Raw genomic sequence first — 11,998 nt, 5'->3', positions numbered from 1 at the left:
AAAACTAACCAGGTGAATGACGTGCTGGAAAGAATTAAAGTCTGTTTTACCGAGAGTATTCAAACGCAAATCGCCGCAGCAGAAGCGCTTCCTGATGCGATTTCACGCGCTGCCATGACCATTGTGCAGTCGTTGTTGAATGGGAACAAAATCCTGAGTTGTGGTAACGGAACCTCCAGTGCCAATGCCCAGCATTTTGCTGCCAGTATGATCAACCGTTTTGAGACTGAACGCCCGAGCCTGCCCGCGATTGCCCTCAGCGCCGATAATGTGCTGCTGACGGCGATTGGTAACGATCGTCTGCACGACGAAATTTACGCCAAGCAGGTTCGTGCACTGGGCCATGCCGGGGATATCCTGCTGGCCATTTCAACCCGCGGCAACAGTCGCGATATTGTGAAAGCAGTAGAAGCCGCAGTCACGCGCGATATGACTATTATTGCGCTTACCGGCTACGATGGCGGAGAGCTCGCCGGTTTACTGGGCCCGCAGGATGTAGAGATCCGTATTCCCTCGCATCGCAGCGCCAGGATTCAGGAGATGCATATGCTGACCGTGAATTGCCTGTGCGATTTGATAGATAACACTTTATTTCCCCACCAGGATGTTTAAAGGAGCTTAAATGAAGGCATTATCTGCAGCGGCAGTGGTACTCACCGCATTAATGTTACAGGGCTGTGTCGCCGCCGTTGTTGGCAGCGCGGCCGTTGCCACCAAAAGCGCAACCGATCCGCGTACCGTAGGCACCCAGGTGGATGACGGCACGCTGGAACTGCGCGTCAGCAATGCGCTGTCGAAAGATGAACAGATCAAACAGAACACCCATATCGTAGCTACCGCTTATCAGGGCAAAGTACTGCTGACCGGCCAGTCGCCGAACGCAGAGCTTTCCACGCGGGCTAAACAGATCGCCGTAGGCGTTGACGGCGCCACCGAGGTCTATAACGAGATCCGCACCGCCAGTAAAGTCAGCTTTGGCACCGCCTCTTCCGATACATGGATCACCACCAAAGTGCGCTCTCATCTGCTGGGCAGCAACCAGGTTAAATCGTCTAACGTGAAGGTGACCACCGAGAACGGCGAAGTGTTCTTGCTGGGTCTGGTAACCAATGAAGAGGCGAAAGCGGCGGCGGATATCGCCAGCCGGGTAAGCGGCGTTAAGCACGTCACCACGGCGTTTACAATTCTGAAGTAAGTCCGTATTTAAAGTGTGATTTAAGGCGGGAAGGAACCTGCCTTAAGTTTTCACAGCCGCATGCGGGAACCAGCCAGGTTCTGTCGTTTTCCCGGGTAAAGCAACAACCTGCCTTTAACCCGCCTCCGGGTCGCCACGTTTTGACCTTCCTCTTTTTCTACAGCCGACTCAAACAGTCCATCGCCACGGCCTTAAAGCTGTCAAAATCCTTGCTATCGCGTAACCGGGTCATCGCCCGTTCGCGCATAAAGGTGACGAACAGATCGTAGATCGCCATCGCCTCTTCATATTCACTTTTGCTGATCGCCAGCAGAAAGATCACATAGGCGGTTTCATCGCCCCATTTGATCCCCTGCGGCGCGAGCACCGTGTAAACGCAGGTCTTCTTCGACAGCAGGCCGAGGGAGTGCGGCAGCGCAATCCCCTCGCCCAGCATAGTGCTGACAATAGCTTCACGCTCCTCGACAGACGGATAGAAGGTTTCGTCTACGATCCCTTCCTGCTCCAGCCGATCGCACAGCTGGCGAAACAGCTCAGAACGATCGATTTCGCGATCGATAATGCAGAAGTGGCTGGCGTCAAAAAACTTCTCCAGCATATAGGGACGGGTGCGATCCTGCAGCACCTGCTTACCCAGCTGCTCAAGCTGGTAATCGGTCGGGAACGGCGACATTACCACCACCGGCTTATCTTTATCGCTCAGCCTTGCTGTAGAGATCACGAAATCCTCTTCCACGCCCGCCAGCTGCTCGTATTCACGCAGGGAAATGATGCGGCGCACTTCAATCTGCGGGTATTTACGCATCAGCATCGCCTGGATCATCCGTACCGTCGAATTGCCGGTATCGCAGACCAGCAGCACCAGCGGATAGCGCTGATAGCCGACGTTATAATGGCGCTCCAGCCCGACGCCGATATGCAGCACCAGGAATCCCACTTCGTTTTCACTGATCGCGTAAGGCGTATATTTTCCCCAGCTGGAGACCGCCGCCAGCGTGACGTCGTACGCCATCGGATAGTGCTGTTTGATATTCGCCAGCAGCGGATTGGGGATATTAATCTGGTAGCGCACCCGGGTAATCATGGTTTTAATATGCGTCAGCAGATCGGCACGCAGCTGCGGGTCGTTTTGCAGATTAAAACCGTAGTGGCTATTGATGTAGTTGAGGATGTAATCCACCAGCGATTCACCATCGTCCGGGCTGATGGCGCTGGGCGCAGATTCTTCAATGCGCCGGGCGGCAATATGCACCTGCAGCCAGGCTTCTTCAGCCGGAGAGATACTTTTACCGGTAATCGGCCGCATCAGGTTAATAATGTGGCGGGCCGCATCGCGCACGTCGTCGGCGACATCTTCGGCGATAAAATCAGACAGCGGATAGCCTTCCGCGATGCGACGCACCGCCACCGCGCAGTAGAGGCGCAGATACAGCTCGGCATCGTCGGCCAGGCGGATATTGAAGCGAGAAAGGCACTCCAGCAGCATCGGTTGCAGCGTGGCCAGCATGTCCCGGTTCAGCGCTTCCAGCTTGAGCAGCGGGCTGTCGGCATCCTCCTGCGCCAACTGATAGAGCAGGTCGGTCAGGCAGGTGCGCATCGCCGCTTCGCTGCCAAACAGCTTCATGCCGTAACGTGGCCGGGTTTCAATCTCCAGGCCGTAACGGCTAAGCCATTCTCTGACCTCTGCCATATCACCTTGCAGCGTGGTGCGGCTGACAAACCATTCGTCTGCCAGATCTTCCAGCTTGAGGGAAAAAGCCGAGGTAAGAAAACGGGTCAGCAGGTAATGAACCCGCTCCGTTGAGGTTCGCGGCACGCGCAGGCTGGAGGTTGACTGCTGCAGCAGGCGGTCGTAGCGCCCGACATCATCAATCTTTAACTGATAGCCTTCGCCCCGGTTCAGCACAAAACTCGCGCCGTGGTCGGCCAGCAGCTCATTAAGGGCGGTTACATCGGTGCGTACGGTGCGGGTGGAAACGGCCAGTCGGCGCGCCAGTTCATCCTGCGGCAGGATTTCATTTTGCAGAAGGTCAAACAGCTGTGCCAGTCGTTGGTTGGGGAATCTCACGGGGTACCATTATCATCAAAATTAAACGTTTTATGGGGTGTTTTTATTCTCAGCCTACCTTTATTCGCGCCGAAAAAATAGCGTGGCAGCCTCTGCAAATATTCATTTGACAGATATCGCAATTTATCCAAAAAAAAGTGCGGAATTTTGTTTCGGAAAGAATAGATTTTCCCCGTCGTCGTAAGATCAAAAACGATCGCCCGGCGGCGGGGAATCCGGCCTACGCCATCACTTTTCGGGTGATCGCCATCAGTGTGGCGACATCCGCCGGACGGGTCAGCCCGGTGGCTTTATCAATGATCGAGCTGTAGATGTGCGGGATGATTTTCGTCACGCCGGCATCCAGCGCAATGCGCAGGATCGTCTCGTAGTTGTTCAGATCGATGCCGCCGGTTGGCTCCAGCCAGAAGTCGTTCGCGGCGCAGGCTTCGGCCAGCGCGCGAAACTCATTAATATCCACCATCTTATCCATCGGGAAGAACTTGACCGAGCTGCCGCCCATATCTTTCAGCATGGCAATCGCCGTAGCGACCGGCACAATGCCGTCTTCCGCTTTACAGCTCAGCGGACCGGTAGAGATTTTTACCATGCCGGGACGCCCGGTTGGCGATGCCAGACCGTTGACCACCGTTTCCGTCTGGCCCAGCAGCGCGCGGCTGGTACCCACGCCGGTGAACACCTGATTAACGTGCTGCGGCTGAACCTGTGCCGAAATCGCGCTAACCATCGCGGACTGGTTCGGATCGCCCGCGCCCAGCCCGACGGAAAGCGCGTTGTCGATCAGCGCCGCATACTCGCGCATATCTTTCACCGCGCTGTCCACGCTGTCGTAGTTTTTAGACAGTACGCCGACCAGCACATGACCTTCAGCAGCCACCCAGATATCACGGGCGTTCTGTTTAGAACCGGCCAGAACGTTAAGACATACGCGATCGCGATAGAATTTTGGTGTCAGTTTCATGCCTGTTTTCCCCTGGCTAATAAATCCTGAATTGCGGTAGAAATCTGGTGCAGCTGCTCGGCGGAGACGCTGCGTACGTCAACTTCAACAATGCCTTCGTTGGCCTTGTAGCCGCGGAAATAGATCGCCTGCTCGCCGGTCTTCAGCGCCTGAACCATCTCGCCGGTACTCATGCCGATGCGCGACTCATCGAAGTGGATTTCCGCACGGGCGATATCACGCCCGGCGGCATCCCACACCACACGCGCCTGAATGCCGTTCAGTCCGTTGAGGTTGGTGATAAACGGCGTCATTTTTTCCACCATCTGCGCGCCGCTGGTTTTTTCCTGCACCAGATAGTTTTCAATCGCCTGGGTGAGGCCAAGAATACCCTCTTTACCCACCTTCATCGCCCGGCCAATGCCCTGCGACTGGCGCTTAACCCACTCAACCTGCTGCTTTTTACCGATCACCAGCCCGCTGGTTGGGCCTTCGATCGCTTTAGCACCGCTGTAGATCACCAGATCCGCGCCCAGCGCGGTGTAGGCCAGCAGATCCTCTTCCGCTGCGGCATCGACAATCAATGGAACGCCGTGCTTACACGCCACCGCCACCGCCTGCTCCACGCTGAGGTGGCTTTTCTGCACGCTGTGGTGGGATTTGATATAGAGGATCGCGGCCGTGTCTGGCGTGACCGCCGCCGACAGCTGCTCCGGTGAGCATTCATTGGCGTAGCCCGCTTCAACCAGGCGACCACCGCCCAGCGTCACCATGGTGCCGACCGGCGCACCAAAGTTCACGTTGTGGCCTTTTGGCAGCACAATATCGTGCGGCACGGTCAGCGGCGCGGCGTGCAGGTTTTCCAGCAGCCAGTCGTTGTCCTTAACGATCACCCCGGCAACGGATTGCGCAATTCCGGCGGAGGCGCAGGAAACCACCACCGCAGCTTCGCAGTTCAGCAGCCCGGCAATGTACGTGCCGGTTTTGTTAACCAGGTCTTTCATCTCAAAGTAGTGGTTCAGACCGTATTTCACCGTCTCCACCACATCTGCCGCCGGGGTGGATACACCCAGAATGGTCATGCGGCCCGAGGCGTTAATCACCTGTTTCAGGCCATATTTCTCATAAACTGAAGTCATTACGTTTTTTCCCTTCATCGGTGAGGAATCCCTGCCCGCCCACCATCGCGGCAAGCGGTACCAGCTGCGTTTCACCAGCCAGCGTGTGGCCGTCAGAATCGGTAAACACACACGGTTGCTGCTGCTGGTCAAAAATGGTCAGATCGGCATCGCAGCCCACCTCCAGACGACCTTTGCCCTTCAGCTTCAGTCCGTCTGCGGCATGAGCGGTCACGCAGTCAATCACCTGCGGCAGCGTCATGCCCACGTGCAGGAACTTCGACATCACGTGCGCCAGGCTGTGCACGGGGCCGTTAATGCGGTTACGGCAGTAAATATCGGAACTGATGGTCTGCGGCAGAATACCCTGAGCAATCGCTACCCGCGCTACCTCAAAGCTGAAGCTGGCGGAACCGTGCCCCACATCCAGCCGAACACCGCGCTGGATCGCCCGGCTGACCGAGGCTCGCAGCTGGCCTTCCGGCGTCAGAATGCGGTTCGGCTTGCCGTTATAGCAGTGGGTGATGATGTCGCCGGAGGTCAGCAGATCGGCGATTTCATCCAGATTCGGTGGGTTATTACCGATGTGAACCATCAGCGGCAGATCGCCGTTCTCTTTCTGCAGCGCTTTGGCCCGCTCCAGCGGTTTAATACCGTTTTGCTCAACGACGCTGCTGCTGATGCGCGCTTTCAGGCCGACGATAAAGTCCGGACGGCGCTGTAACGCTGCTTTCAGCGCCGGACCATCGATCCTCGCCATATCGCCCAGCTCGTTCTGGGTCAGAATGCCGCTGCGGGCGATGTTCAGCAACGCGTAGACCCGGGTGGTGCAGTCACGCGTCAGCCGCCAAAAATCGTCAACGTCGTCGGCACCGGTGCTGCCCGCATCGATCACCGTGGTCACGCCGGTATCAACGCCGATGCGATCGGCTTCATCGTGATAAATCGGTGATTTGGGATAGCAATGAACGTGTGAATCAATCCAGCCCGCGCTCAGCCAGTAGCGTCCGGCCAGATCCCACTCCCGTGCTGCCGGACCGGCGACGGCGCCCACGGCTGCAATTTTCCCCGCCTGTATCGCCACATCATTTAACGAGTCATCGCTGAGGCGGGCATTGCGGATAATCAGGTCATACATGGTGAACCTCCGGATCGTGGCGGCCATGCCGCCACGTTGAGTGATTACAGGGCGACCGGGAAGATAGCGCCGAGCACCATCGCACCGAGAATAGCCCCGCCGGTAATCGGCTTACCCCAAAGGTAAAACAGCAGTGAACCCACCAGCGACCCCAGACCAATCGGAATTGATGCGGTCATCGCGGAGAGGATAATCAACGGCCCGAGGAAGCGGCCTGAGGTATTACCCGCGCCCATCATCACATCCGCACCATAGGTGGAGTCGCTGTTATTAATGGTGAATTTACGTGCCAGAATAATGATGTAGCCCACCGCCAGCCCGAGCACCATTCCGGTGACCAGCGACGCGGCAAAGTTCGCCACAGGGAAAATGAAGCCCGCACCCAGCAGCAGCGCTGGAACGCCCAAGCCGATACCGGTCTGGATGGCGCCGCCGATATCAAGAATCCCCACCAGCGAGCCTTCAATGATGCGGGCAAACAGGAAGCTGGCACCAAAGGCCGCTACCGCACCATAGACGCCGGTTTCCATTCCCGAACGCAGCATCGATACAAAGGCCACTTCGTTAAAGGCACCCAGGCCATAGACGTAATACATGTGTGTACCGGCGAACACCCCGGCAGAAAGCAGGCCGACAAAGATCGGGAATGACCAGTCGTCGTACCAAAAACCGCGTTTTGACTCTTCCATTTCCATCGTCCTCTTATTTGCCGCTCAGGGAGTTGTGGATCATCTCCAGCCAGCCCGGTACGCCGAGCTGGAAGGATTCCAGCATCTTCATATCGAAACCACGGAAGAAACCGCTCAGCACGAACAGCAGCACAATGGCGACCATCATCACTTTGGTGACGCGGTTCCAGCCCGCTTCTTCCACGCCCTTACCGATCAGGATGCCCAGTACCAGGCCCGGTACGGCGTTGCCCATGATCAGCTGCGCCAGGCCGCCGAAAATGGTTGCCCAGAAACCGGATTTCTTACCGGCATCGATTGCAGCCAGCCAGAAGATCACCGGCATGACAGTGTTCACCAGCAGGTTAGCGGCCGGGACCAGTACCTTAACCGCCGTGACCTGAAGCGCTGCCGGTACGGCTGAGGCGGTAGAGTTAAGGAAAGCGACGACGATCATGCCGATGATGCCGCAGGCAATCGCCATCTTTTTCGGGTTATGCAGGGTTTCCGCCACGTTGCGGTTCTTCACCATCAGCGCAGCAGCCCCCCAGTTCGGGATAATGCGGTGGTCAACGTCCTGAGTAAACGAGCCGGCGGCAACCGATGACGCCCAGGCGTTAAAGAAGAAGCCCAGTCCGAACGAGAAGTGAGAGGCCGGATCGCCTTCACAGGAGTTCAGTTCACCCAGTGTACGAAATGCGCCCATTCCCTGAGACGTCGGGGCGTGAAACATGCGGGCGGCACCGGCACCCACGCCGACCCCAACCAGCCCGCCGATAATCAGCGATTTAAATAAAATGATTAAAAACATCAGCTTTTCCTTTAGTTTTATTGCCCAACGTTTTTAGCTTTTCGAGGAGAAATCCACCTGCTCGGCATCAATCACCGAAACATTGACGGTAATCGCCAAATCCACGCTGTACAGCCGTCTTTCGCGCGCGAGGAAGAAGAACAGAAACTTCTCGGTTTTAACGCTCTGCGTGGCCCGCAGCACCTGAACATCAACCGGTTCAATGCGCAGCAGGATTTTGCTGGTGGATTTCAGTACCGTGTTTTGTACCCGGCTGAGGGCATCAGCAAAGGCTTTGCCCTTGCTGTCGCCTTTGCCGCTGACGGTCACCGTCGTGGTGAATTGCTCTTTCATCAGCCGTGCTTCTTCTGCCAGGCCAGAACCAGACGCTCGCCCAGCTCTTCTTTATCCATAAAGCCAAAGCCCAGCACGTTCGCCCCCTCGTTGATGGCGGTAACACCCTCATCTACGGAGCGCATGCCGTATTTCGCTTTATAGCCATACTTGGTCTGTGCGGTGATCGCACCGGCACCGCCGCTGCCGCAGAACGAGATGCCGAAGGTGGCATTTTCCGCTTTCATCACGTCGCCCAGCTTCATATCTGCCGCTACGCCCGGTACCACAATGGCTTTGCCGCCGGCTTTCTCGACGCCCGCAGCAACTTTCTGGCCTTTACCTAAACGATCGCCGATCACTACAATAATTTGAGACATGCTGTGTTCCTTTAATTCAATGAGTTATTACGCGTGCCGTCAGTAGAGCAGTTTGTTTTGCCATCCCCAAATGGCATGCAAACCAGGCACTATGAGTTTTCTTTCGCTACTTCAAAGTGGACGGAGAGAAGCCAGGCTTCCTCTTTGGGCAGATTGCCGAACAGATCCACCACCTGCTGCGCCAGCGTCATCGACTCTGCTGAAATATCTTCAAACAGTTCTGCTTCCACTTCCGGCAGCGGTTCGCCAGTCAGCGAGCGCAGCGCCATCGCCTTAACGTGTGAGGTCAGCATCTGCTGCTGAACCGCATTAGGCACAATGGTGCGTTCTGCAAACAGTCCGGCAATCTGCACCATCACCTGCTCTGCTAAAGCCTGAATTTCGTCGCTGCGTTCTGTGGCCGACAACGTTCCATTACTCACATCGATCCCCCTGTGTTACGTTTCGGCTAATACCAGAAACCTTTTTGCTGATGCGAATAAAGTACCGCCGGAGCGCTCGGCTGTGGAGAACGACTTTTTCCACTTCGAAACGGAAATAATGCCAACAAGAGCGATCCGGCTCGCAAAAACGTTATTTTGTGCATTTTTAATTTAACTACGAAATTTACGGTGCATTATCAGGAATACACTGCGCAATCCATGCGTTACAGGAATAACAGCGACACTTTCGTGAGAGGACTTTAATAGAAGAAGAAGAAGAAAAACTTATGGCAGAAAAAGGGCCCACTGCGGGCCCTGTCGTTATTAGCGATAATGACTAGCTGTAGCAGTTAGCGGAATTTCTTATGACCTTCGTCACGGGTTGCGGCAAATTGCTTCGCCTGTGCTTTTGCTCCGGCTAAATCACCGGCATTCGCCAGCTTCAGACTATCGTCAATCTGACCAATCAGCTTATCCAGCTCGGCATGATAGTCCTTCATCTGCGCACTGTCGGCAGGCTGCCCCTCAAGTTTGTCCGGCGTATGCGTTTTCGCATCGCTGGCGGCGGTGCGCATATCGCTTAAGGCGCGTACCATCTCCGCCTTATCATCGGTTTTCTGTACCGTCCGTAAGGCTCCTTTTAAAACGTCCATGTCACCTTCAAGATCCTGCGCCAGCAGCGGGGAGGCGGCGCACAACAGGGCAGAGCTCAACATTGCAATCAATAATTTACGCATATCAGATCCTATTTTTTATAAACGGGTATCATGCAAAATAAAAAAGGCGACTTTGCAGTCGCCTTCTATACTACGCGTAAATTGTTAAACTATTGTCCAGCAATGTTCATTTCTGGTAACAAAACGGAACCGCACTGAATATTGCTGCGGGTTTCAATATCGCTACCGACGCTGACCATATTGCGCCACATATCTTTCAAGTTACCGGCGATGGTAATTTCACTGACCGGATACTGAATCACGCCGTTTTCAACCCAGAAGCCCGAGGCACCGCGTGAGTAGTCACCGGTAATCCCGCTAACCGCCTGCCCCATTAACTCTGTTACCAGCAGGCCGGTTCCCAGCTGCTTCAGCATCTGCTCAAAATTGTGGCTCTGGCCGGCAATGCGCCAGTTGTGAATCCCCCCCGCGTGGCCGGTGCTTTTCAGCCCCAGCTTGCGCGCGGAGTAGCTGGTCAGCAGCCAGGTTTGCAGCACGCCGTCTTTGATAATGTCGCGCTGCTGAGTGCGGATGCCTTCGCTGTCGAACGGCGTGGAGGCCAGCCCTTTCAGCAAATGCGGCTGTTCCTGAATCGTCAGCCAGTCCGGCAGGATCTGCTGGCCGAGTGAATCCAGCAGGAAGGTCGATTTACGGTAGACGCTGCCGCCGCTGATTGCCCCCACCAGGTGACCAAACAGGCCGGTTGCCACTTCGGCGGCGAACAGCACCGGCGCTTTCATGGTGGAAAGCTTGCGTGGAGACAGGCGCGACAGCGTACGGCGGGCACACTCTTCACCCACCGACTCCGGTGAACTCAGATCGGTAATCGCCCGTCCGATGGTGTAGGCGTAATCGCGCTCCATATCGCCGTTCTCTTCGGCAATCACGCAGCTGGAAAGGGTGTGACGGCTGGAACAGTAGCCCTGCAGCATACCGTGGCTGTTGCCAAACACTTTGATGCCCACGTGGCTGTTGAAGCTGCCGCCTTCGGTATTGGTAATGCGTTTATCCACACTCAGCGAGGCCTGTTCCGCACGGGCAGCCAGTTCAATGGCACGATCGGCATCGATCTCGGCGGGATGGAACAGATCCAGATCCGGCGCCTCAAACGCCAGCAGATCGCGGTCGGCAACGCCGGCACAGGGATCTGCTGAGGTGTAACGGGCGATATCGATCGCCGCCTGCACGGTACGTTTGATCGCTTCCAGGCTGAGATCGGTCGATGAGGCGCTGCCTTTGCAGTTCTGATGATAAACGGTAATGCCCAGCGCACCGTCGCTGTTGAACTCGACATTTTCGACTTCACCATAGCGCGTGCTGACACTGATGCCGGTAGTTTTACTTACCGCGACTTCCGCCCCGTCAGAGCCGGCTTTGGCCAGTTCGAGTGCTGTCGCAACCGCCTGCTCCAGGATTTTTCGCTGTTCTGCAACTTGGGAGAGTAATTTCATCGACCTGCCGTATAATTAACAGTGCGGTTTCCCTGTGGCCTAACTCGTTCATATCCGGAGCTTTAAACCACCTGCAAAACCGCGCATGGGTGATAAGGGTTAATTTGAGTCTAACAGACTCAGAGAACAATTTCGCAGTAGCCGGCGTTTCCTGATAGCATTAGCCTCTTTTTTTGGAGCCTAACCATGACCAAGCAGCCCGAAGACTGGCTCGATGATGTACCCGATAACAAAGAAGAAGACGAAGAGATTATCTGGGTCAGTAAAAGTGAAATTAAACGCGACGCCGAAGAGCTGAAACGCCTGGGTGCCGAGCTGGTAGAGCTGGGGAAAAACTCCCTGGACCGCATCCCGCTGGATGAGGATCTGCGTGCCGCGATTGAGCTGGCACAGAAGATCCAAAAAGAGGGCCGTCGCCGTCAGCTGCAGCTGATCGGTAAGATGCTGCGCTCGCGCGATGAAGAACCGATCCGCACTGCGCTGGATAAGCTGAAGAACCGTCATAATCAGCAGGTTGCGCTGTTCCACAAGCTGGAAGTGCTGCGCGATCGTCTGGTTGAGAAAGGCGACGATGCCGTTCCGGAGGTGCTGAATCTGTACCCGGATGCTGACCGCCAGCAGCTGCGCACGATGATTCGTAACGCGCAGAAAGAGAAAGCGGATAACAAGCCGCCTAAAGCCTATCGTCAAATCTTTCAGTATTTGCGCGAGCTGGCCGAAGCCTAATCGTATGGACAGGGCTGCAACTCGTGCACCCTGTCCTGACATCTCCGGGCACT

The 11,998-nt window shown here is 55.8% G+C and carries 14 protein-coding genes; 3 read left to right on the top strand and 11 right to left on the bottom strand.

All coding sequences use genetic code 11. The features are described 5' to 3' along the window. The first annotated feature begins 21 nt into the window (after nt 1–21). Nucleotides 22–612 (top strand): DnaA initiator-associating protein DiaA, encoded by a 591-nt coding sequence (diaA, locus tag AC07U6_RS15105; RefSeq protein ID WP_105592050.1) that lies wholly within the window; start codon nt 22–24, stop codon nt 610–612. 10 nt (nt 613–622) lie between these two features. Beyond that, on the top strand, nt 623–1,195 hold the full coding sequence (dolP, locus tag AC07U6_RS15100) for a division/outer membrane stress-associated lipid-binding lipoprotein (protein WP_494763944.1): 573 nt from the start codon (nt 623–625) through the stop codon (nt 1,193–1,195). Between the two features lie 157 nt (nt 1,196–1,352). Here dolP and AC07U6_RS15095 read toward each other — a convergent pair whose 3' ends face one another. The 11 genes from AC07U6_RS15095 to pmbA all read right to left on the bottom strand — a co-directional run bounded on the left by AC07U6_RS15095 (nt 1,353) and on the right by pmbA (nt 11,219). Then, nucleotides 1,353–3,263, bottom strand: coding sequence for a BglG family transcription antiterminator (locus AC07U6_RS15095; RefSeq protein ID WP_494763945.1), 1,911 nt, complete (start codon nt 3,261–3,263; stop codon nt 1,353–1,355). Nucleotides 3,264–3,483: 220 nt separating this feature from the next. Further along, nucleotides 3,484–4,224: a 2-dehydro-3-deoxy-phosphogluconate aldolase gene (gene dagF, locus AC07U6_RS15090; protein WP_494763946.1), complete on the bottom strand. Its 741-nt coding sequence runs from the start codon at nt 4,222–4,224 to the stop codon at nt 3,484–3,486. Continuing rightward, the gene (locus AC07U6_RS15085; RefSeq protein WP_494763947.1) at nt 4,221–5,342 is read right to left on the bottom strand and encodes a DgaE family pyridoxal phosphate-dependent ammonia lyase; all 1,122 of its coding nucleotides are present in this window, start codon (nt 5,340–5,342) and stop codon (nt 4,221–4,223) included. Before AC07U6_RS15085 ends, dagF begins: the two co-directional genes overlap by 4 nt. Further along, nucleotides 5,326–6,459: an amidohydrolase/deacetylase family metallohydrolase gene (locus tag AC07U6_RS15080; RefSeq protein ID WP_494763948.1), complete on the bottom strand. Its 1,134-nt coding sequence runs from the start codon at nt 6,457–6,459 to the stop codon at nt 5,326–5,328. The genes AC07U6_RS15085 and AC07U6_RS15080 overlap by 17 nt, the downstream gene beginning before the upstream one ends. Before the next feature lie 44 nt (nt 6,460–6,503). Next, the gene (locus AC07U6_RS15075; protein ID WP_494763949.1) at nt 6,504–7,148 is read right to left on the bottom strand and encodes a DUF4310 family protein; all 645 of its coding nucleotides are present in this window, start codon (nt 7,146–7,148) and stop codon (nt 6,504–6,506) included. Nucleotides 7,149–7,161: 13 nt separating this feature from the next. After that, nucleotides 7,162–7,938, bottom strand: coding sequence for a DUF4311 domain-containing protein (locus AC07U6_RS15070; RefSeq protein WP_105592056.1), 777 nt, complete (start codon nt 7,936–7,938; stop codon nt 7,162–7,164). A 33-nt stretch (nt 7,939–7,971) separates the two neighbouring features. Further along, complete coding sequence (locus tag AC07U6_RS15065; RefSeq protein ID WP_105592057.1) at nt 7,972–8,271, bottom strand: DUF4312 family protein; 300 nt, start codon at nt 8,269–8,271, stop codon at nt 7,972–7,974. After that, complete coding sequence (locus AC07U6_RS15060) at nt 8,271–8,630, bottom strand: SFCGS family glycine-rich protein (protein ID WP_200543400.1); 360 nt, start codon at nt 8,628–8,630, stop codon at nt 8,271–8,273. Before AC07U6_RS15060 ends, AC07U6_RS15065 begins: the two co-directional genes overlap by 1 nt. 89 nt (nt 8,631–8,719) lie before the next feature. Continuing rightward, nucleotides 8,720–9,052, bottom strand: a complete 333-nt coding sequence (locus AC07U6_RS15055) for a glycine dehydrogenase (RefSeq protein ID WP_494763950.1) — start codon at nt 9,050–9,052, stop codon at nt 8,720–8,722. A 350-nt stretch (nt 9,053–9,402) separates the two neighbouring features. After that, a complete protein-coding gene (cybC, locus tag AC07U6_RS15050) occupies nt 9,403–9,789 on the bottom strand; it encodes a cytochrome b562 (protein WP_494763951.1) in 387 nt (128 codons plus the stop codon). An 89-nt stretch (nt 9,790–9,878) separates the two neighbouring features. Beyond that, nucleotides 9,879–11,219, bottom strand: coding sequence for a metalloprotease PmbA (gene pmbA, locus AC07U6_RS15045; protein ID WP_494763952.1), 1,341 nt, complete (start codon nt 11,217–11,219; stop codon nt 9,879–9,881). Between the two features lie 186 nt (nt 11,220–11,405). Between pmbA and yjgA the strand changes: the two genes are divergently transcribed. Continuing rightward, the gene (yjgA, locus tag AC07U6_RS15040) at nt 11,406–11,945 is read left to right on the top strand and encodes a ribosome biogenesis factor YjgA (protein ID WP_494763953.1); all 540 of its coding nucleotides are present in this window, start codon (nt 11,406–11,408) and stop codon (nt 11,943–11,945) included. Nucleotides 11,946–11,998: the final 53 nt, after the last annotated feature.

Source organism: Erwinia sp. GW821-FHT03D09 (genome assembly GCF_059420805.1).
The sequence above is the reverse complement of the archived record's forward strand: the minus strand, read 5'-3'. Positions and strand labels throughout refer to the sequence as shown.